Below are 22,257 nucleotides of genomic sequence, written 5' to 3'. Positions count from 1 at the left end.
TAGCCCGCTTTTTTTATTCAAGGAATTACCCCCGTGCAGTTTTATTACCTAATACCAGGAAGCGTACAATCATATGCGCTAATCCTGATACCGCAAAAGTTACCACCAATATCAGCAATCGTTTTCCCATCGTATCAAATATATCTGCCAAAGACGAAATACCACTTCCGGAATAAATGGCTGTCATCGCAAATAAAATAACGCCCACCAGCCAAAGCGTAATATGCGACCATAGATAACGTGTTTTATAAAAACCGCCCTTGGGAAAAGAAGTGAAAAGCAGTATAACATGGGCTGCAAAAAAGAGGATAGCAGCAGCAGACAAGCAGGTAAATAATGTCATATCATTGGTTTTACGTAATGAATATAACATTGTGCCGTCATTCGCCAGCTATCCTCAGCGGGAGCTATTTACATAAAATATATTTGAATATATTTTATACTGATAACCTGTCTATCGTTTGTTCCAGTTGAAGGAACGCGAAATATTAAAACCAAAATAAATATCCCCTTTACCCCAGGTACCGGTGTTTTTGGCCAGGTAGTAAGGCGCTATCATGCCCCTGGAATTGGATACCACAAACTGGAATACGTGACCACCGGTTTCAATATCCCAGCCAAACGAAAGGGAACGTGTGATATCAGCAGAAGCTATCTGGTTATCGAAAAAGTAGTTGTATTCAGCACTGATACCCATTCTTTTGGTAAACTTAAAACGGGCACCGCCGCTTACAGCAAACACATCGTTTTTATCTTCTGGTGTAGCCACCAGGTTCATATGTGTCCACGAAGGGGCTAATAGTAAAGAAAAGTTGCTGGAGAACTTGCGGGCCAGCAACAATTGCGAAGTATAACTGGTACGGTAACGGGCGTCGAGGTAAGGCTTATCGCTGTAACGCTGGGTAAAATTGGTAAGCACGCCATAAAAGCTGGCCGAAATGGGCATGCCCTTAGTGGTTTGCTCCAGTATTTTATACTTTACCGATCCGTCAAAGGTTTTATCCAATGAGCTACGGCCTACCCCTACCGAAAGCCGGTCGGTGATACCATAGTCCAATCCAAAACGAATCTCTGCATTATCTAAACCGAACAAAGCATAAGCACCTTCATTAAGTTTGCCAAAGCGGTGCATAATTAAAAACTGCAGGCTTTTTTTACCGGGCGATTCGGTGGTGGGCAGGTTTACCAACTGCGTGGCTTTAAAGGTACCTATTACCACTTCCGGCTGCTGGTCCACTGCCAGTGAATCTTCCAGCATTTTTAATAAAGAACTGTCCTGCGCCGTTGCTACCTGGTATTGGCATAACAGCAGCAGGCCTATATATAAAGAAATTTTGCGCATAAGCTTTTTACTTTAAGGGGTTGCATACTATAGACACCTTTACGGCTACGTCAGGGGCTATTTTATCTTTTACGGCTCCGGGAATAGTGATCTTATAATCGGCCAGCTTCACATTAAAGGAAGCACTGCCCGATACTTTACCTTGCTGCACTTCCAGCACTGCGGGGATACTTACCGGCTGGGTTACACCGTGCATGGTGAGTTTGCCATCGATGGTTACCGGGTACTTACCGGGTGTATTACTTACATTACCATTGATAGCGCCTGTAAACGAGGCTTTGGGGTATTTTTCACTCTCTGCATAGTTTTCATTAAAGTGATCCTGCATCAATTGTTTATCAAACAAAAAACCACGCATCAATAAAGAAAAGGCTACTGTTTTTTTAGAAAGATCTACCGCGGCAAACACCTGCTTGTTTTCTGCCTTTATGTCTTCGGCAGATGTTTTAGAAAAGAAACTGATTTTACCATCGCGGGTAATAAAGGTTTGCGCCCGGGCTGCCTGTAGTGTGCAGGCGGTTAGCAACATTACTATTAACTTTTTCATAGCCTATTATTTAGTTATTTAAAGCACCGCGTGCTATCCATGCTTTTATAGTATTGATCTCACAGTCACTCAGCTTGGAGCGATTATAAGGCATAGCCACATAGCCTGAAGCATGTGTGATAGAACCTATTAACGCACCATTATCAACCTGGGCCTTTACCTGTGCATAGGTACCCAGCGATATGCCACCGGCACTGCCATGGCAACTAGTACAACTGGCTTTTAAAATAGGCACCACGTTGGCTGCATACTGCATATTAGCCGTATCACAACTACTGCCACCACCGCCTGTTCCGGTGCTGTCTGTGCCACCACTCTGGCTTAAATCCACTTCATTGCTCTTTGAACACGATTGCACTGCAATGCAACCGGCAATAATGAGTAGGGGGAGTAATACCCATGTCTTTTTCATAGTTATCATCAATTTTAAATTAAGCCGTTAGTTCTCGTTGACCAATACTGCATCTACCAGGTTCACATCCATCAGGTAGCCGGTGCAACGTCCTTTTATACAAACCTTTTGTCCTACTTTCAGGTCATCTGCCTTTTGATCACTGGCAAGGCTGCAGTTAATACCACCTCCCATTTCACTTTTAGCGGCCAGCAGCACTGCAGCAGCGCCGGCAGCATTTTGCACCTGCGCCACCACACCAGTTACTTCCAATACTTTATTACTGTACAGCTGATTAGCCTTTTCTTCGTTTACCGCATAATGACTATACAAAGTGTCGGCGGTAAGCTTGCTATCCGACTGTTCGGCTGTAACACCAGCCCTCGGTTTCTGGTACAGGTAATACCCCCACGCCAGCGCTGCCAGGCATAGGAATACCCCTGCGAAAAACAGTTTCTTTTTTCGCGTCATGTATTTCAGATATTAAAACTTAACAGACCGTGTAATACCCACGTTTATACCAAAACTGGTTAAAGGCAAACTGCCTACACCCACTCCCCCGATAGAAGCCTTGAGGTAAGGCTCTATTCTCAGGGTTCCTAAAACTCCCATAGGTCGCTCATATCCGATACCGGTATGTATTATATTCAACCAGTTCCTGGTTGCATTATCATATTTCCAATTGGCATTATGTACCTGGTTATTATACAGGTAAGCATAATCATAGCTTTCGCGGTTCATCAGGTAAGAAGACACACCCAGATTGGCATACCAGCTGCTTTTCTTTCCTGTTTTAAAAAAGTACCGCACATTCAAAGGCAATTCAAACATTCTGCACCAGCCATCCACATCTACAATGTTGGCGTTGGGATAGGTTAATTTCTTAGTGTTAAAATATTCACCTTTGGAATAATAATATTTCCTGTCCCACAATAACCCTGTTTCAACTGCCAGTTTTTTTGAGAATTGATAGCCCACTATTACTCCAAAACCATATCCCACATTATTTACCTGTTGTCCTTTTACCGTACTTATGTCAGGACTCACCAATGCTCCTATGTATAACCCCTTCTTTTTCTCTTTTTTCAACTCCTTTACAACAACAGCAGAATCTTTACCAGCATCCCCTGTTGCAAAAGTCGTGTTGTCTTTTGCAGCTGTATCGGGCCGGGAACTTACCATGTCATTAACCGTTGGCAGGCTGTCTGCCTTTGTAGCGGTATCAGCAGTGATGTGTTGCCTTTCAATGATTTCAAGGAGCTTATTTACTTTCCTGGCCGGCTCTTTCGTTGTCAGAGAATAATTTTGTTCTCTATCAGTACCCGTCATTTTCTTCCTGCCTGCCGGTATCCGCTCTTTTTTCAATTGATACGCATGTTCCGGCTCAGGGGTTGCCTGTGGAGGAATATTTTGTAAAGATTTTTTTTCGGGAGATGGAATATTCTCCTGTTTCTCTTCGTTTAAAGTAGTAACCGTGCTAACCTGCCGGCTGGTAGTTTGTTGTGCCAATGCCGGTGTATGAGAAAAAGTGAACTTAGGCAAATGCGCTACAAAACACAAAGGAGTTAACAACAGCAGCCATAGTACCCGATACCATTTACCGGCTCCTCCCTTTTCTACAAAAGAAGGCCCGTTCCCTTCCGGGTGCAGCTTCGCCATTACCGTATCCCAGTCGGTATCACCCGTTTTTAGCGGATAATTATCGGCAGCATTGCGGAACAGGTCGTCCATATCGTCATCTAAGAGCTGCATATGTTTCTTTCACGTATAGAGTTTAGTTTTTTCTGCAAATGGGCCCTGGCCTTTGCCAGGTTGGATTTGGATGTTCCCACCGTTATACCCAGCTGGCTGGCTATTTCCTGGTGCGAAAACCCGTCTATTACATACATGTTAAACACTACCCTGTACGATGGCGGTAGCTGTTTTACTTCAATAATCAGTTCTTTATAAAAGAGCCTTTGTTCCGGTGTTTGCTGGTTATCAGCTTCTTCCCACACATACTCCGGAATACCTCCTATTTCCGGTATCATGTTTTGCCTGCGCAATTCATCAATAGCGGTGTTTACCATTATCTTCTTAATCCACCCCATCAGTATTTTTTCCAGGTGTTCCGGTTCGCGGCAGGTGAACCGGCTAAAGTGATTAAACAGTTTTACAAAACCGTCATTCACGACATCGGTAGCTTTTTCGTACCGGTATACATACCGGAAAACTATTTTAAGCGCATAACCATAATATTTTTCATACAGCACCTTTTGATAACCGGGTTGGTTACGCATACAGCCCTGTACTATGGTTGATAGTTGTTCCAAAGAAGATATTGGTAGCGTTTAGTTTTAAGTACATACGGCTGGCAAATAAATTGGTTGCCTGTGCTTGCAATATTTCTTTTTTTCTTCCGAAGCAACTCCTGTACAAAGCTAGCCGTATGAATGTATGAAAGTGCACATTTCATCTACAAATAAAACTTTTTAAGCCATGACAAATAAATACATCCTGGCAATAGGCCTGGATGGCCTATCTACTATTTTGGAAAGGATAGCCTGGTAAGGGGTAATAACCGGGGCGTAAGCGTGCCTTTGCCGGGAGTGTGGACTATTGTCAATAATAATTTGGTGACGGCTTTACCATAAAAGCCACCCGGGAACCTGTCAATCGTTCCCAGGCTACGAGCGTTTGGATGAAAGATGGATCAATTCAGCAGCAGGCTGACCTCTCTGGCAGCCTGCTTACATTCTTCCCATATTTCCTGTACAATGGCAGCAGCCGGCTGAATATCCTGTATTAAAGCACTTACCTGGCCTATTTCCAGTTCCCCTTCTTCCAGGTTACCTTCAAACATGCCTTTTTTAGCGCGGCCATGTCCTAATAACTGGTTTAAATCCTGTTCCGATGCTCCGGCCCATTCCAACTGTTGTACCTGTTCAAAAAATTGGTTCTTTAGCAATCTTACCGGCACTGCTTTTTTCATACTGAGCTGGGTATCGCCTTCCCGCGCAGCTACAATCGCCTGCTTAAAAGCCAGGTGTGAACTGGCTTCTTCACTACACACAAAGCGGCTGCCTATTTGCACGGCATCGGCCCCCAGCGCCATGGCTGCCAGCATTTGCCTGCCGGTGGCTATGCCCCCGGCTGCTATTAACGGAATAGAAATATGTTGGCGTACTGCGGGTATCAGCACCATAGTGGTGGTTTCTTCCCTGCCGTTGTGGCCACCGGCTTCAAAGCCCTCAGCCACCACTGCATCGCAGCCTGCTTCCTGCGCCTTTAGTGCAAATTTGCTGCTGCTTACCACATGCACTACGGTAATGCCGTGTTGTTTTAATCGTGAAGTATAGGTTTTGGGATTACCGGCAGAAGTGAATACCACCGGCACTTGATAATCGATAATGGTTTGTATATGCGCTTCAATATCCGGGTACAGCAAAGGCAGGTTTACACCAAACGGCTTATCTGTAGCAGCCTTGCAATCGATAATGTGCTGCTTCAACACTTCGGGATACATACTGCCTGCACCTATAATGCCTAAGCCGCCCGCATTGCTTACCGCGCTGGCCAGTTTCCAGCCACTGGCCCATACCATACCTGCCTGTATAACAGGCAGTTGAATTTGCAATAACTGTGTAACCCGGTTCGTTGCTTCCATAGCCCTAATTTACAATATCCGGCTATGTGCGCGCCTGCTTATCCGAAATCTATTTCGGTATTGTCGCCAATGTTCAGGCTACGGCTTAACCCTTTTACGCTGGCATCGCTACCAATTAAAGAGTGATCTATCACCACTTCATGTAAATTGGTGTATGAGCCAATAATGCTGTCCCGTACAATGGAATACTGTACATGCGAGTTAGCACCAATAGACACATGCGGGCCTACAATGGTATTTTTTAAGATGGTACCGGCTCCGATGCTTACCGGGGGGATGATGATGGAGTTTTCGGAGTGTACCGATTCGTGTACATACCCTCCGAATTTTTTTAATAAAGTGGCATTGCTTTCCAGCAGGGTTTCTTTTTTACCGCAATCGAACCAGTTTTTCACCTTAAAGGCTTTAAAACGGGCGCCGCGTTTCATCATACAGTCCAGGGCGTCTGTAAGATTGTATTCCCCATAGCTGCGGATATCTGCCTCAAATAAATGGTGCAGACACTCGTATAAGAATTCGGTTTCTTTTATTTTATACAACCCTACCAGGGCCATATTGCTTTTAGGAATAGCCGGTTTTTCTACCACATGCTCAATAAATCCTTCCGAATCTATTTCTGCTACCCCAAAGCTGCGCGGATCATCCACCTTTTTCACGCCTAACATGCTGTAAGGGCTGTCAATCACCTCCTTTACATCGTAGTCGCAAATGGTATCACCCAGCACCACAAACACTTCTTCCGAGCCTACCAGACTACGGGTTAGCTCTACTGCGTGGCCGGTACCCTGTCGCTCACTTTGCTGCACGAAATGGCAGGTAAGATCGGGATACGTCTGTTTTACGTACTCCTGAATCTTCTCGCCCAGGTAACCTACAATAAAGATAAACTCATCGATACCCGCGTCATGAAGCTGATCTACAATGAAACTAAGGATAGTTTTGCCTGCAATCGGAATTAACGCCTTTGGTTGTGTATATGTAAGCGGACGAAGTTTTGCACCTGCCCCCGCTACTGGAATTATCGCTTTCATTGAATAATTGGTCTTCTCTTATCTCGCTAAGAAGCCGTGAAAATAGTAAAATCTATAATCCAGCCAAGTTTTGTGGAAATTCAGGTTATTTTTGCGCCAAAATTCACCAGACAATGCAAAGGGATACTATCGTCTTCGATCTGATACGCAAAGAGTTAGAGCGCCAACGCCATGGCATTGAATTAATTGCTTCTGAAAACTTTACCAGCCTGCAGGTGATGCAAGCCATGGGAAATGTGATGACTAACAAATACGCAGAAGGGTATCCCGGCCGCCGTTACTATGGTGGATGCGAAATTGTAGACCAAACCGAACAACTGGCTATTGACCGTTTAAAACAAATTTTCAACATTGAGTACGCTAACGTACAGCCGCACAGTGGTGCGCAGGCAAATGCTGCCGTTGCCCTGGCTTGTTTACAGCCCGGTGACGACATTTTAGGCCTGGATCTGAGCATGGGCGGTCACCTGACCCATGGATCGGCTGCTAACTACAGCGGAAAGTTATATAAGGCTCATTTTTACGGCGTTAAGAAAGAAGATGGTCGTGTGGATTATGAAATGCTGGAAGCAAAAGCCCGCGAAATAAAACCTAAAATGATCATTTGCGGCGCCAGCGCTTATAGCCGCGACTGGGATTATGCCCGTATTCGTAAGGTAGCTGATGAAATTGGCGCCCTGGTAATGGCCGATATTGCCCACCCAGCTGGTTTAATTGCCAAAGGTTTACTGAACGATCCGTTTGATCATTGCCATATCGTTACCAGCACCACCCACAAAACACTGCGTGGACCTCGTGGCGGTATCATTATGATGCGCAAAGATTTTGAAAATCCATTTGGATTAACCGATAACAAAGGCAATATCCGCCTGATGAGCAACCTGATTGACCTGGCAGTATTCCCAGGTATCCAAGGCGGTCCATTAGAGCACGTAATTGCTGCTAAAGCCATTGCTTTTGGTGAAATATTGAGCGATGAGTACACCCAGTACGCCAAGCAGGTGCAAACCAATGCCCAGGCTATGGCCAAAGCATTTATGGAAAAAGATTACCAGATCATCAGCGGCGGTACCGATAACCACCTGATGCTGATTGACCTGCGTAACAAAAACATCAGCGGTAAAAAAGCAGAGCAAGTGCTGGTACAGGCTGATATCACCGCCAACAAAAACATGGTTCCTTACGATGACAGAAGCGCATTCGTAACAAGCGGCATCCGTTTTGGTGTAGCAGCCATTACCACAAGAGGTATGCACGCTGAGCATATGCAATTTATTGTAAACGCAATTGACAATGTGCTGATGAATGCAGATGACGCTGCCCTTATCAACAAAGTGAAAAGCCAGGTGAACGAATTCATGGGTCAGTTTGTTCTGTATCCAGAGATGGGATAAGAGATGATTACTAAAGCAAAAACTTATGATACAACGTATACAAACAATCTGGTTACTGGTGGCTTCTGTGCTGGCGTTTTTAACGCTGAAACTCCCTTTTTATGCAGGCATGCATGAAGTGGAAGGTGGAGTGCCACAGTATGTAATCTTAACCGGAACTACCAACCTGTTAATTACCATTGTAACCGTAATTACCGGGGTAGCTGCTTTACTGATGATTTTTTTCTATAAAGAAAGAAAGCGCCAGTTGTGGTTAACACTGGCTACTACATTGGTGGCTATTGTAAACATTGTACTGTACATTACCGAAACCGGCAAGTTTGTAGCCGGCAGCGGCAACTATGCGCTTACCTCTGCGCTTACCTTTGTTATTCCCGTGTTTCTGATACTGGCAATACGTGGCATCAGAAGGGATGATAAGCTGGTAAAAAGTGTAGACAGGCTACGTTAATAAAACAGTTTACAACATATAATCACACCGGTTACCCGCACAAGTAACCGGTTTTTTATTGCCTTGGACCGACCGGAACGCTATTTGTTGAGCAAATACAAAAGCATGGATATGAAAAACACAGCCAGATTTCAGCATGCCTTTGAGGCAGCTAACGACAACAACAACCACGAAGCCGCTATAGAGTTGTATAACCTGGAAATCATCAACGACCCTAACAACTATGTAGCCTGGAACAACCGCGGCATCAGCCGCGTGCAATTAGGGATAGAACAGGAAAACCGCGACCTGATACTGGATGGCATATCTGATTTTAGAAAAGCGCTGGAAATAGCTGATAAAAACAGTATTAAAGGCCACGACAATGCAGAAGCCAACCTGGAATGGGCCAATAAAATACTGACCGATTTTGATTAGAGCACTTCCAGTTGCTTCAATGCTTTAGTCAGGCTAATGCCTTTGCCCAATACCGGCTTAAACAGGTCGCCTTCGGCCTGTATCCTGGCTATGGCATTGGCAATAGTAAAGTCGGTAACCTTCAATCCCTTTTTCACCTCTTCCCAATGCAAGGGCATGGACACCGAAGCCTTAGGCCTGGGCCTTACCGAATAAGGAGCAGCCAGGGTGGCCTGCGGGCGGTTTTGTAAAAAGTCGAGGTATAACTTTCCCTTACGGGCACTTATCTGCCGCTCTATACTGGTGAAAGCGGGTATCTGCGCCTGCACCAGGGTCACAATCACCCGGGCAAACTCTTTCGATTGCTCATAGGTATATTTCGCTCCTAACGGAATATAGATATGCATACCTGTAGAGCCGGAGGTTTTGCAATAAGAAGGAATACCTGCCGCATCCAGTAACTGATGTGTTACATTGGCCGCTTCTATCACCTTATCAAACGGTGTATTCTTACCGGGATCTAAGTCGATGATGCACCAGGTAGGATTGTCCGGCTTGTTCACGGTACTGCTCCAGGGATTGATTTCAATGCAGCCCATATTGGCCATTAACAACAGTCCGGCTTCCTCTGTACATACCATAAAGTTTTTCTGCTCTTTGTCATCCTTGCTATGATAAGGAAACAGGGTTACCCAATCCGGCACCTTACCCGTTACATCTTTCTGGTAAAATGCCTGACCGTCAATGCCATTCGGAAACCGGTTCAACGATTGAGGTCTGTTTTTGATATAGGGCAAGATATAAGGCGCTACCTGGTAGTAATAATTCAGCATGTCTCTTTTAGAGATCTTGTCTTTGGGCCAGTATATTTTATCCAGGTTGGTAAAGCTCAACTCCTGCCCATTCACCTTCCGCACCTGGCTTTCATCAGTCGGATTCAACAGGGTTTTACGTGCTGTTTTGCCAGCTGGCTGTAGCACCTTGCTGGTGTGCAGGGCGCTTTTGTTTTCTTTCACTGTTTTCACGGGAACGGCTATTTCGCGTTTTACGTCTTTTGCTTTTTTATCCTCCCGCATGCCTTCAAAAGAAGGATGCCGCATTACGCCATCACTGGTTATTTCGGTATAGCTTACTTCACATACCAGCTTAGGCCGTAACCATGTAACGCTGGCATGAGGTGGATCGGGCCGGAAGCGGGAAGGTTTATTTACATCCGGTTCCTGTTCAAAAGGAAGCTTGCTGGTAATAAGGGGCTTAAACTGCTTCATCATATCTTTTTGCATCGCTTCTGTAAAGCCGGTGCCTATTTTACCGGTGTATTGCAGTTTTCCATTTTCATATACACCTACCAATAGCGAACTGAACAACTTCACAGAACCCTTATTTTGCGTAAAGCCACCTATTACCACTTCATGCCTTTTACCCGTTTTCATTTTAAGCCAGTTGCGCGACCGGTTACCAGGTTCATATTTACTATTTTCTTTTTTAGCGATAATACCCTCCAGGCCGGTTTCAGCAGCAGCAGCCAGAAATTCGGTAGCAGTAGCATTAAAGTTTTCACTCATCCTGATAGGTCCATCCGGGGAAGGTAATTGCTCTTTCAACAACTGGCGACGCTGCTGCAAAGGCAAGGAGGTTACATCATATCCATTCAACCAGAGAAGGTCAAATACATAGTAATACAAATCGCCATCGGCTTCACTGCGCCAGTTTTGCAACAAACCGAAATTAGATACCCCGTTTTTATTCACTACCACAATTTCTCCATCTACTACAGCATCCACCTTCCATTGCTTTACGGCTTCATATATTGGATAGAATTTTTCATTAAACGATTTCTGATTGCGCGAAACCAGTTCAGTAGATTTCCCATGCTTTAACGTCAATGCCCGGTAACCATCCCATTTAATTTCGTATAGCCAGCCTTCTTCATCAAATGGTTTATCTACCAGGGTTGCCAGCATAGGGCTACTATTTTTAGGAAAGGCTTTTTTTACGCCCTGTGTGGCTGGGGCTTTTTTTTTAACGGCCTGGGTGGTGGCGGATTTAGGCTTAACTGCTTTTTTAGCGGCCGTCTTTTTAAAGGCTGTTTTAGCGGCTGTTTTATTTGCGGCAACCTTCTTCACAGGCACCTTTACTTTCCCCGCAGTATCAGGCTCTTTATGATCTTCCCCATAGATATGGGTGCTGGTAGCTTCTACTTTTGCCAATGTTTTGCCTGAAACAACCGATTTATCCTTTTTGGTAATATCAGTAGTAGCGGCATATTTATCACGGTGCTTAATCAGCAACCAGGAGTTTTCTCCCCTTCCATGCGTATGTACTAAAGCAAATTCTCCTTTCAGCTTTTTACCATGCAGGGCAAACTTGAGCGAGCCGGCATTCAATTGCTTCAACAGCAACTTTTCCTGTTCTTTCTTTGTTTTCGCCTGTTCTAATGGCTCATAGGTACCTTCATCCCATACAATCACCGTTCCTGCACCATAATTACCTTCCGGTATAATTCCTTCAAAAGTGCGGTAATCGTAAGGGTGATCTTCTACCATCATAGCCAGGCGTTTTACAGAAGGGTCTGTAGAAGGCCCTTTAGGCACTGCCCAGCTTTTTAATACGCCATCCATTTCCAGCCGGAAATCGTAGTGCAAATGAGAAGCATCATGTTTCTGGATCACAAAACGAAGGCGGCCACTGCTGGCTTTACCTCCAGCGGGTTCTGGTGTGTGCGAAAAGCTGCGCTTTTGCTTATATCTGGCAAGGCTCATAGGAAATAGTATTAAACGCTAAAAACGTTGTAAATACTATGCCAAAGCAAGTGGCCACATCATGGCCTATTCCATCGTAAAACGGATAATGCCGTTGCTGTGTTCGTCGGATGACATAAACACTTCATACTGTTTGCCATTGGCATATACCCGCATCATAGCCGTATTAGGCGGAATATCGCCCAGGTTATTGGCATACATAATCAATTCGTTCTCCTGCCCCCGCACAGCCTTTATCTCTAACTCAATAGGCTCGGCCGTGATACGCTTCCGGTTTAAAATCAGTTCTTTATTAAAATACAGGGAGATGTTATCACCATCCAGCACATTGTTATCCCATATCAAAACTTTGATATTAGGCGATTGCAGGGGAATGGACTGGATAAGTGTGCGGCTTCTGGATAGCATGAGTTGAAATTCCGCTTCTTTTTTCAGTTTGTCTTTACTCACCACCTGTGCCAGATCTTTACGCACATCTATGCCATCTTTAGGTAGCGTAATAATATGTGTAATTGCTTCTACTGAATCGGCATCAGCTTTTTTGGTAAAAATGGGTTTGGTGCGTGCAAACTTTCCCACGCCAGCCCCGCAGTCGTCTGCCGAAGCGGCCGTCCAGGTTCCTGTTAGGGAGTCTTTCTGATTACTCGTAGAGAAGGTAAGTATATAAGTATGCAAACAGGTATACTCGGCCGGGTGCAGATGATTGTCTTTAATACTGGTTTCTTGAATAGTCCATTTATTGTCTTTGGCATTATAGGTACATTCCAAAGTTTTGATCACATAGTAAAACTTGCCCTTGACCCAACTATAATGATAGCTTAACCCATGAATACGGTTAGAATCTACTCCTGCAATTTCCAGGATATCGCCTTCCGGCTCTTTGGATGATTCATGGTAACCCGGTGAACTGGTAAGCGGACTTACACCATACCACTTGCCTGTAATAAACTGCGCTTTTGCAGTATGCACTACTGTTAAAAGCATTAACACCAGCATAGTTCCTATCATTCTGTAACCCCTGTTCATACGAATAAAAGTAAGCTACAATGGGAAAAACTCTACGCTGCCGCTGAAAGTTTTTCCCAACTACACCCCACGCCATAGGTCTCTGTTGCGTTGCAGCCCATCATAACATCACCAACGGCATGATATTTTAACCCTATCCTGCAGAACCTTATTCGTTAATTAAATGAAAACACTATGAGTACGTTAACAACAGCAACAACCAATGAAACTACCATTGATGTATTAAATGATCTGATCGAAATTCACAACGACCGTATCACCGGTTATAGAAACGCTATTGATGAATTAAAGAGTGAAGACATTGATCTGAAACCTTTATTTACTGATATGATTGTAGAAAGCGAAGGTTTAAAACTGGAGCTGTCATCTGAAGTGCAAATGCTGGGCGGCCAAACAGAAACCGGCACCACTGCCAGTGGTAAAATTTACCGTGCATGGATGGACGTAAAAGCAATGTTCACCGGCCACACCAGGCATGCAATACTTGCCAGCTGTGAAGGCGGTGAGGATGCTGCACAAAAGGCTTACCGCAGTGCACTGGAAGAAGAAGATATCTCTATGTCTGTAAAAACCAAGCTTACCAGGCAGCAGCAACAACTAAAACAGTCTCACGATAAAGTGAAACATTTACGCGATCAGGCTGCCTAAACAGTCTGCGAATCAGTAAGTAAAAAAGGCATGCTCATCATAAGCATGCCTTTTTGCTATCGTTACTACACCCACTTATAAAAACTTACCGGTATAGCTTTCTTTTATATTTTTTAATTCAGAAGGAATGCCGGCAAATACCAGGTTACCACCCGCATCGCCCGCTTCCGGCCCCAGGTCTATCACCCAGTCGGCACTCTTAATTACATCGGTGTTATGTTCTATCACCAACAGAGAATGCCCTTGTTCAATTAAAGCACGGAACGAACTCAATAACTTTTTAATATCATGAAAATGCAAGCCGGTAGTAGGTTCATCAAAAATAAACATGATATGCCCCTGGCTTTTGCCCTTGCCTAAGAAGCTGGCCAGTTTTACCCTTTGCGCTTCACCACCACTTAAAGTATCGCTACTTTGCCCGAGTTTAATATATCCTAAGCCTACATCATGTAAAGGCTGAATTGCTTTTACCAGGTTTTTCTCTTCCCCAAAAAATTCAATGGCTTCATCCACACTCATTTCCAGTACATCATAAATGCTTTTGCCTTTATAGTGTACTTCCAGCACTTCTTCTTTAAAGCGTTTACCGCCACATACCTCACAGGTTAAATGCACATCGGCCAAAAACTGCATTTCCACAATTTGTTCACCTTCACCTTTACAGGTATCGCAACGTCCGCCATCTACGTTAAAGGAAAAATGCTTGGGCTGAAAGCCACGCATCTTAGCCAATGGCTGACGGGAATACAAATCGCGTATATCATCGTAAGCCTTAATGTATGTAATAGGGTTACTGCGTGATGATTTACCAATGGGGTTCTGATCTACCAGTTCAATCTGGCTGATGCTATCCAGGTCTCCTTTAATAGCTTTATGGAAGCCGACTTTATCAGCCGGTTCTCCTTTCAGTTTTTTCAAGGCAGGGTACAACACCTGTTTTACCAGGGTGGTTTTGCCACTACCACTTACGCCGCTTACCACGCACAGTACATTCAATGGAAACGTAACAGTTACGTCTTTCAGGTTGTTTTGCCTTGCGCCTTCTACTACTATGCTGCTTTTCCATTTACGGGGTTGCCTGGGCACATCAATAGTCAGTTCACCTTTCAGGTATTTACCTGTTAAGCTGTTGTCATCTGCAATCAGTTCGTCGTATGTACCAGCAGCCACCACTTCACCCCCTAAGTGTGAAGCCAGCGGCCCCATATCAATAATATGATCTGCTTCGCGCATCATCATTTCATCGTGTTCCACTACCACTACCGTATTACCCAGTTCTTTCAGCTGCTTTAACACGCTGATCAAACGCTCGGTATCGCGGGAGTGTAACCCTATAGAAGGCTCATCCAGAATATATAACGAGTTGGTAAGGTTACTACCCAGGCTGCGGGTAAGTTGTATACGCTGACTTTCGCCACCGCTTAGTGAATTGGCCAAACGGTTCAGCGTTAAATAACCCAATCCTACATCTACCAATGTTTGCAGGCGTTGATTTATTTCCAGCAATATTCTTTTGGCTATTTGTTGCTGATGTTCGGTTAAAGGCACGTTTGCAAACCATTGTTGCAGGTCTTTTACCTGCCACTCGCACAGCTCACCAATATTGCGGTCATCAATTTTTATATACAAGGCTTCTTTGCGCAAACGCGAACCGCCGCATTCCGGACAGGTAGTACGGCCACGGTACCGGCTTAACAACACACGGTATTGTACCTTGTACAAATTTTGCTCTACTTCTTTAAAGAAATCACGAATACCATATACACTGCCATTGCCATTCCACAGTAGCTTATACTGCGCCGGTGTTAAATCGGCAATTGCCTTATGAATAGGGAAATCAATGCTACGGGCCCCTTTTACAAACTGATCGCGCCACAGGCCCAGTTTCTCCCCTTTCCAGGGAGCCACAGCCCCTTCATACACACTTAATCTTCTGTCAGGTATTACCAGGTCTTCATCTATACCCAGTACTTGTCCAAAACCTTCACAGGTAGGACAGGCTCCGTAAGGATTATTAAAAGAGAACAGGTTAGGAACCGGCTCTTCAAACGTAAGCCCATCCAGTTCAAACCGGTTGCTGTAATGCACCAGTTCTTTGCCATTTATTTCCAGCAGCACCTCGCCTTCACCTTCATAAAAAGCCGTGTTAATGGAATCGGATAAGCGGTGAATATCATCTTCTTCAAATTCTTTGGTCACCACCCGATCTATCAACAAGTAAATATGACTGCCGGCTTTTTTGTCGGTAGCGTTTTCGTCTTCTTCCGTTTTGGCTTTGGCAGTTTTAGACTTAGCAGCTGCTTTGGGTTTGGCCGGAATTTTCTTTTTCAGCTCCTTTTCGTCCATTTCCAGCAACTCTTCTATGCGCAGCAATTCCGGTGCTTCTTCCCTGCCCCGGATATACATACGGCTAAAGCCTTTCTGCATCAGAATGTTCAGTTCCTCTTTCACATCCCGGTTATCGTGCTGTTTAAAAGCCACCAGTATTACCACCCGCATACCTTCCGGCAATTGTTTAATGTCTTCCACCACATCGGTAACGTCGTCTTTCTTCACTTCCTTACCGCTGATGGGCGAAATGGTTTTACCAGCACGGGCATACAATAAACGCAGGTAATCATAAATCTCCGTCATACTACCCACCGTACTGCGTGGGGTACGCGTAATTACCTTCTGCTCAATGGCAATGGCTGGGCATAACCCTTTTATATAATCCACATCGGGTTTTACCATCCGGGCCATAAACTGGCGTGCATAAGCGCTCAGGCTTTCTGCATAGCGCCGTTGCCCTTCGGCAAACAGGGTATCGATGGTGAGCGACGATTTTCCGCTGCCCGACACCCCGGTTACCACAATAAATTTATTTCGGGGAAAGCCTACTGTTACGTTTTTAAGGTTATGGGTTCTTGCTCCCTTTACCACTATCATATCTTTCTGCTCCTCCGGGGTGGGTGTATCCTTCCGTTTTTTATCTTTTTCTGCTACCGTAGTGTTCCTTTTCATTCCCATTTTTTATCAATTACTGTACACAAGCAAAAAAATTGCCCAAACCGGCAGTTTTTTCACATTTTTTTTACAATTTACATGCAGCGAACTTGTTGGCAAATTGTAAATTCACATTACATTCACAAACATTAAATTTCTTCCTCTATCGAATAAACCTCTACTCAGGCACAATTTTTATATTATTAATTAATGTTAGCCCGGTCGTATAAACCCCAAAAACGCCCGTTATGAGAAGGTTTCATCATTATACCGACATTCAACTGATCCATTCATTTCACAATGGTGATGTTCGCGCGCTGGAAGCGCTAATAATCCGTTATAAAGATAAACTGTTCAGTTCTATTTTGTTCCTGGTAAAGGACAAATACCTGGCAGAAGATCTTTTTCAGGAGGCATTTATCCGCATCATTGATACGCTGAAGCAAAATCGCTACAATGAGGAAGGTAAATTCTTACCCTGGGCCATCCGGATTGCACACAACCTGTGCGTAGATCACTTCCGTAAGTTAAAACGCCTTCCCACTATTGTGGATAGCGATAATAACGACATATTCGAGTGGTTACAGGTGGCAGACGATACGCCCGAGCAGAAAATGATACGCCAGCAAAGCCATGCCCGCGTGCATAACATGCTACAGGAACTGCCCGAAGAGCAACGGGAAGTGATTGTATTGCGTCACTTTGGCGATCTCAGCTTTAAAGAGATTGCAGAAGCCACCAATTGTAGTATTAACACTGCTTTAGGGCGCATGCGCTACGGGTTAATTAATCTGCGCCGTATGATGACCGAAAAGCAGATTGCTTTGTAAACTTCCAGATACACATTCCCCTCCTATACCTTATTTAGCCGCCTTCCCCTAAAGGAAGGCGGCTTTTTGTTACCCATTGTACTCAGCCTTAACCATTCATGTATAATAGCTTACACCAATCTATCAAACACTGTAACTTTTGAACAAATAGAAAACAATCCATGTCCTCCATTGTAAGCATATCCGGAATAAGCAAAAACTACGGCCCCATACAGGCGCTGGACCAGGTATCTTTTGATATCCCCCAAAGCAGTGTATTTGGCATACTTGGTCCCAACGGTAGCGGAAAAACCACCCTGCTGGGCATATTAATGAATGTATTAAAAAGCAATGCCGGCAGCTTCACCTTTAAGGGGCAGCCTTTTAATGCGGTTATGCGCAAACAAATAGGCACCTTGCTGGAAACACCCAACTTTTATCATTATCTATCAGCCGAACGCAACCTGCGTATTGCCGCAGAAATAAAGGGAAGAGGTTTTGACGATATTGATGTGGTACTGAAAAAAGTAAACCTGTACGAACGCAGGCAAAGCAAGTTCAGCACTTTTTCACTGGGTATGAAGCAACGCCTGGCCATCGCTTCTTCACTGTTGGGCAATCCCGAGGTGCTGGTGCTGGACGAACCTACCAATGGATTAGACCCTGTAGGTATTGCCGAAATACGCTCGCTGATTACCCAATTGGCCGCTGAAGGCAAAACCATTATTATGGCCAGTCATTTATTGGACGAAGTGGAAAAGGTGTGTACCCATGTAGCCATATTAAAAAAGGGCAAACTGCTGCTTTCGGGTAATGTAAATGAAGTGTTTGCAGGGGAAGATATTATTGAAGTAAGCGCTGCCGACATTACCGCACTCATTGCAGCAGCCAACAGCCTGCCTGGTATTGGCAAAATAGTAACATTACCAACAAGTATACAGTTATTGTATCCTACCGGCACCGCCAACCTGGCTGCCATTAACCAGCATTGCTTTAATAATGGTGTGGTGTTAAGCCAGCTGCAACTGAAAAAGAAAAGCCTGGAAAGCAACTTCTTTGAATTAACCAATTAACCCACCCCCTCAACTAAACAATATGATACTGAAATTATTAAAGATAGAATGGCTGAAACTAAAGAACTACAAAACCTTCTGGGTTTTAGTGGGTTTGCTATTGTTATGTATTATAGGCATCAACTACATTTATTTCCAGGTAATTCATAGCAACTCTAAAGCAACAGTCTTAATGGGTATGGCTGGCTCTCCTTTCCAGTTTCCGGAAATCTGGCACACTGTGGCATTAATAGCCAGTTACCTGCTCTTCCTGCCTTCGTTGATAGTGATCATTAGCACCACTAATGAATTTAACTTTAAAACCCACCGTCAAAACGTAATCGATGGTTTAAGCCGTACAGAGTTTATATACGGAAAAATGTTATTAATACTGGTACTGTCTGTTGCTTTTACCATAGTGCTGTTTTTAACAGGTGTAGTGTTTGGCCTTAGCGAGGCATACAGTTATTTTTCTATGGAAAACAGCTCGCAACTATACTACTCCTTTATACAATGTATTAGCTATACCAGCCTTGCTTTGTTATTAAGCTTATTGCTAAAGCGCTCCGGGCTTACTATTGCGCTGTTTTTCACCTATGTGTTTTTAATAGAGAATATACTGGTGTTGCTGATTAACAGATTTGCTACCGGTGATCCACTGGAGGGACCGGGTTACTACTTAACACTGGACCCGACAGATAAACTGGTGCCTATTCAAATGTTTCAGAAGGCTTTGCAGAAAAACTTTCTACCTCCTGTAGCCAACTTATTAATAGCAGCTCATTGCTATATTATCCTATACTTTGTGCTTATTAAACGAAAATTTGAAACTGCTGATTTATAATCAGCAGTTTTTTTATACTATCTGTTTAAGCAGAAGCAGCTTCTGCCTGTAATTGCTCTATGGCTGCATCTGCCGAAGGATACAGGAAATGAAAACCGGTTTCTTTAATATGGGCAGCACTCACAGTAGCGCTTTTCAGCACTTCCACGCTCATTTCCCCTATCACAATCTTTAACACAAAAGCGGGTACATGAATAGGGATGAAAGGCTTGGGCTTGCGGTGATTGGCTATTAACAAAGTAATGGCTTTATTGGTGAGTGGTGCTGGCGCCACCGCATTATATACGCCTTCTACCTGGGCGTTTTCCAATGCAAACAAATACATGCGACACAGATCATCAATATGTATCCAGCTTACCACCTGCTCTCCTCCACCCATAATAGTGGCTATGTTGGCCATTTGTAACGGCTTCTTTATCTCTAACAAAAATCCTCCCTGGTTGCTCAATGCCAGGCCGGTTCGTAAAATTACCAATCTTTTACCCAGCGCTTTAAAAGGCTGTACAGACTCTTCCCACAAACGGCAGGTTTCTCCTAAAAAATCAGCACTGGCCGAATCTGACTCTACAAAAGGCACTGGTTGTTTGCGTTTCTCTTTGGCATCTGGCCCATACCAACCTATACCGGATGCACTTACTACTGTTTGCAAACGGGTATTATGTTGTTGTACAGCCTTCAACAGCAACTCACCGCTTTTTACGCGACTGCTTACTATCGCTTCTTTTCGTTGTTTGCTCCAGCGTTTATCGGCTACTCCTTCACCCGCCAGATGAATTAAAAAATCAGCTGCCGCAACTGCATCCTTATCTATCACCCCTTTCTCTACATCCCAATGCTTATAGGTTACAGAAGGCTTGGCCGGACGTGCATCGGGGTTACGGGTTAACACTATAACCTCGTAGCCTTTCTGCACCAGCAGCTTTGTAAGCCTGCTGCCCACCAAACCGGTTCCCCCGGTAATAAGCACTGTAGACATAAATAAATTTTAGAATCAATGAATAACTGGTTACATATGTAATATAACAAAAAATCCCTCCCGGCAAAACGGGAGGGACACAACAACTAAAAACACTATAAAATGTCAGAGATGCCTATGAACCAGGCCGGGTATTAATCCGGCTTCTTGCCATCCAGGAACGTATTCAGGGAGGAGATTCGCCCTTCATTGTTCTCATCAGGCTTAACTGTATACTTGCTGTAGAAATTTTCTACAGAAGTCATGGTATTACCAAACAAATCCATGTTTCTCCTGATATAGGCAGGCACTGTTTCAAACTCGTTATTCGGATCGTTGGTGTTCATGTTGAAAGACAACTTGCGCAGCTTCTGAATACGTTCAGCAGCACGACGCTTTTGTTCTTCTTCATCATCCTGGATATCGAATGTGCTAATAGAAGGCCCTTCATACGCTGGTGGCGCATTGTCTTTTATTACCAGTTCAAAACCTGCATTTTCTTCCTCTTTAGGCTCTGGCTGTACCGGAGGTTGCTGAGGATTGAATGTAGGACGTGGCTGTTGTACAAACGGCTGTGGCACAGGTTGCTGCGCACCGCCTTGTACACCCCTGTTCTCAGGATATACTCTTTCTACATACTGCATAGCAGGTTCGGTAGGCTTAGGCTCTGGCTGAGCAGGCTTTACCTCTCCTGTTATATCTGTAGATAATTCAAAACGGAAAACACCATTGGCATCCACCTTACCAACAGGCATGGTGTAGGGATCTTCCTGGCGTGGCTCGGGACGGGGCGCTACGTTAGCGCTTCCATCTACCAGCTTAGGTGCCATCGGATCTTCAAACACTACTGGTTGCTGCTGTACAGGCTGTTGCCTTTTATCTTCTTCTACACCCAGTGTCATTACTATTTTCTCGTTCGGATTGTTTACCGCACGTGGAACAGCAACATCTTCTTCTCTGGGAGCAGCAAAAGGATCTTTATGTTCAAAGCCAGTAGCTATAAGTGTAATGCCTATTTTTCTGTCCAGGGTATTATCATAGCCCATACCTACAATTACGTCGGTATGTTCACCCGCCTGCATGCGCAGGTGGTTGTTGATAATTTCCAGTTCGTCCATAGTGCATTCGTGTTCCCCTTCGGCGCTGTTAATGTTAATCAATATCCATTTTGCTCCACGGATATCGTTATCATTCAACAACGGAGAGTTCAACGCATGCTCAATGGCAGTCTGTGCCCTGTCTTCTCCTTCTACAAAGGCACTACCCAGGATAGCCACACCACCATTTTTCATTACAGTGCATACATCCGCAAAGTCCACAATAATGTGACCGCGGCTGTTGATGATGTCTGTAATACATTTGGCAGCGGTAGCCAACACATTATCGGCCTTACCAAAAGCTTCCTTCATTTTCAGGTTGCCATACTGCATACGCAGTTTATCATTACTGATAACCAGTAAAGTGTCTACGTAAGGCTCTAACTGTTTAATGCCCAGTTCAGCCTGCTGATGACGGCGCGGCCCTTCAAATCCAAATGGCAGGGTAACAATACCAACGGTAAGAATGCCCAGCTCGCGGCATATTTTGGCAATGATAGGCGCGCCACCGGTACCGGTGCCACCGCCCATGCCTGCACAAATAAATGCCATTTTGGTATTTACTTCCAGTATGCGCTTAATCTCTTCCAGCGATTCTTCAGTAGCCTGCTTGCCCACTTCGGGGTTGGCGCCAGCTCCTAAGCCCTGCGTTAAATGCGGGCCTAACTGAATTTTATTAGGTATATCACTTTGCTCCAACGCTTTGGCATCGGTGTTACAAATGATAAAATCCACCCCCTCAATGTTCTGCGCAAACATGTAGTTTACCGCATTACTTCCGCCGCCTCCTACACCAAGAACCTTGATGATAGATGACTTTTGCTTTGGCAAATCAAAGTGTATCATGGTCCGGAATTTTATGTTTGGTTAGTAAGTAAGTA

At 44.4% G+C, this 22,257-nt stretch carries 21 protein-coding genes; 7 read left to right on the top strand and 14 right to left on the bottom strand.

The window, feature by feature from the left end; translation table 11 throughout:
* Positions 1-25: 25 nt before the first annotated feature.
* The 9 genes from FLA_RS31030 to FLA_RS30990 all read right to left on the bottom strand — a co-directional run bounded on the left by FLA_RS31030 (position 26) and on the right by FLA_RS30990 (position 6,957).
* Positions 26-343: a hypothetical protein gene (locus FLA_RS31030; protein WP_076379590.1), complete on the bottom strand. Its 318-nt coding sequence runs from the start codon at positions 341-343 to the stop codon at positions 26-28.
* A gap of 111 nt (positions 344-454) precedes the next feature.
* Positions 455-1,342 carry a DUF5777 family beta-barrel protein gene (locus FLA_RS31025; RefSeq protein ID WP_076379591.1) on the bottom strand — a complete coding sequence of 296 codons (888 nt, stop codon included), beginning with the start codon at positions 1,340-1,342 and terminating at the stop codon, positions 455-457.
* Between the two features lie 7 nt (positions 1,343-1,349).
* Positions 1,350-1,889 carry a YceI family protein gene (locus FLA_RS31020; RefSeq protein ID WP_076379592.1) on the bottom strand — a complete coding sequence of 180 codons (540 nt, stop codon included), beginning with the start codon at positions 1,887-1,889 and terminating at the stop codon, positions 1,350-1,352.
* 10 nt (positions 1,890-1,899) lie between these two features.
* Complete coding sequence (locus FLA_RS31015; protein WP_159445115.1) at positions 1,900-2,301, bottom strand: c-type cytochrome; 402 nt, start codon at positions 2,299-2,301, stop codon at positions 1,900-1,902.
* 27 nt (positions 2,302-2,328) lie between these two features.
* Positions 2,329-2,751, bottom strand: coding sequence for an OB-fold protein (locus tag FLA_RS31010; RefSeq protein WP_076379594.1), 423 nt, complete (start codon positions 2,749-2,751; stop codon positions 2,329-2,331).
* Positions 2,752-2,763: 12 nt separating this feature from the next.
* Positions 2,764-4,032 (bottom strand): outer membrane beta-barrel protein, encoded by a 1,269-nt coding sequence (locus tag FLA_RS31005; protein ID WP_076379595.1) that lies wholly within the window; start codon positions 4,030-4,032, stop codon positions 2,764-2,766.
* On the bottom strand, positions 4,020-4,559 hold the full coding sequence (locus FLA_RS31000) for an RNA polymerase sigma factor (protein ID WP_076379596.1): 540 nt from the start codon (positions 4,557-4,559) through the stop codon (positions 4,020-4,022). Before FLA_RS31000 ends, FLA_RS31005 begins: the two co-directional genes overlap by 13 nt.
* A gap of 413 nt (positions 4,560-4,972) precedes the next feature.
* On the bottom strand, positions 4,973-5,926 hold the full coding sequence (locus FLA_RS30995) for an NAD(P)H-dependent flavin oxidoreductase (RefSeq protein WP_076379597.1): 954 nt from the start codon (positions 5,924-5,926) through the stop codon (positions 4,973-4,975).
* Between the two features lie 38 nt (positions 5,927-5,964).
* A complete protein-coding gene (locus FLA_RS30990; protein ID WP_076379598.1) occupies positions 5,965-6,957 on the bottom strand; it encodes a sugar phosphate nucleotidyltransferase in 993 nt (330 codons plus the stop codon).
* Between the two features lie 113 nt (positions 6,958-7,070).
* Here FLA_RS30990 and FLA_RS30985 point away from each other — a divergent pair, with 113 nt between their 5' ends.
* The 3 genes from FLA_RS30985 (at position 7,071) to FLA_RS30975 (ending at position 9,219) form a co-directional block, all read left to right on the top strand.
* On the top strand, positions 7,071-8,351 hold the full coding sequence (locus FLA_RS30985) for a serine hydroxymethyltransferase (protein WP_076379599.1): 1,281 nt from the start codon (positions 7,071-7,073) through the stop codon (positions 8,349-8,351).
* Positions 8,352-8,376: 25 nt separating this feature from the next.
* Positions 8,377-8,802, top strand: coding sequence for a DUF4293 domain-containing protein (locus tag FLA_RS30980; protein WP_076379600.1), 426 nt, complete (start codon positions 8,377-8,379; stop codon positions 8,800-8,802).
* A gap of 111 nt (positions 8,803-8,913) precedes the next feature.
* Positions 8,914-9,219 carry a hypothetical protein gene (locus FLA_RS30975; protein WP_144264046.1) on the top strand — a complete coding sequence of 102 codons (306 nt, stop codon included), beginning with the start codon at positions 8,914-8,916 and terminating at the stop codon, positions 9,217-9,219.
* Here the strand turns inward: FLA_RS30975 and ligD are convergent.
* Positions 9,216-11,960 carry a DNA ligase D gene (ligD, locus tag FLA_RS30970; RefSeq protein WP_076379602.1) on the bottom strand — a complete coding sequence of 915 codons (2,745 nt, stop codon included), beginning with the start codon at positions 11,958-11,960 and terminating at the stop codon, positions 9,216-9,218. The genes FLA_RS30975 and ligD overlap by 4 nt on opposite strands.
* Before the next feature lie 66 nt (positions 11,961-12,026).
* The gene (locus tag FLA_RS30965) at positions 12,027-12,968 is read right to left on the bottom strand and encodes a hypothetical protein (RefSeq protein WP_076379603.1); all 942 of its coding nucleotides are present in this window, start codon (positions 12,966-12,968) and stop codon (positions 12,027-12,029) included.
* 192 nt (positions 12,969-13,160) lie between these two features.
* Here FLA_RS30965 and FLA_RS30960 point away from each other — a divergent pair, with 192 nt between their 5' ends.
* Complete coding sequence (locus FLA_RS30960; RefSeq protein ID WP_076379604.1) at positions 13,161-13,634, top strand: ferritin-like domain-containing protein; 474 nt, start codon at positions 13,161-13,163, stop codon at positions 13,632-13,634.
* Positions 13,635-13,709: 75 nt separating this feature from the next.
* Here the strand turns inward: FLA_RS30960 and uvrA are convergent, their stop codons facing one another.
* A complete protein-coding gene (gene uvrA / locus FLA_RS30955; protein WP_076379605.1) occupies positions 13,710-16,637 on the bottom strand; it encodes an excinuclease ABC subunit UvrA in 2,928 nt (975 codons plus the stop codon).
* A gap of 230 nt (positions 16,638-16,867) precedes the next feature.
* Here uvrA and FLA_RS30950 point away from each other — a divergent pair, with 230 nt between their 5' ends.
* The 3 genes from FLA_RS30950 to FLA_RS30940 all read left to right on the top strand — a co-directional run bounded on the left by FLA_RS30950 (position 16,868) and on the right by FLA_RS30940 (position 19,324).
* Complete coding sequence (locus tag FLA_RS30950) at positions 16,868-17,449, top strand: RNA polymerase sigma factor (protein ID WP_076379606.1); 582 nt, start codon at positions 16,868-16,870, stop codon at positions 17,447-17,449.
* 161 nt (positions 17,450-17,610) lie between these two features.
* Positions 17,611-18,501: an ABC transporter ATP-binding protein gene (locus FLA_RS30945; RefSeq protein ID WP_076379607.1), complete on the top strand. Its 891-nt coding sequence runs from the start codon at positions 17,611-17,613 to the stop codon at positions 18,499-18,501.
* Between the two features lie 22 nt (positions 18,502-18,523).
* Positions 18,524-19,324 (top strand): ABC transporter permease, encoded by an 801-nt coding sequence (locus FLA_RS30940; protein ID WP_076379608.1) that lies wholly within the window; start codon positions 18,524-18,526, stop codon positions 19,322-19,324.
* Positions 19,325-19,349: 25 nt separating this feature from the next.
* Here the strand turns inward: FLA_RS30940 and FLA_RS30935 are convergent, their stop codons facing one another.
* Together FLA_RS30935 and ftsZ are read right to left on the bottom strand one after the other, a co-directional pair.
* On the bottom strand, positions 19,350-20,300 hold the full coding sequence (locus FLA_RS30935; protein WP_076379609.1) for a TIGR01777 family oxidoreductase: 951 nt from the start codon (positions 20,298-20,300) through the stop codon (positions 19,350-19,352).
* Positions 20,301-20,434: 134 nt separating this feature from the next.
* The gene (gene ftsZ / locus FLA_RS30930) at positions 20,435-22,222 is read right to left on the bottom strand and encodes a cell division protein FtsZ (RefSeq protein WP_076379610.1); all 1,788 of its coding nucleotides are present in this window, start codon (positions 22,220-22,222) and stop codon (positions 20,435-20,437) included.
* Positions 22,223-22,257 lie beyond the last annotated feature (35 nt).

It is taken from the genome of Filimonas lacunae, assembly GCF_002355595.1.
Classification (GTDB): Bacteria; Bacteroidota; Bacteroidia; order Chitinophagales; family Chitinophagaceae; genus Filimonas; species Filimonas lacunae.
This window is presented reverse-complemented; position numbering and strand designations above follow the sequence as displayed.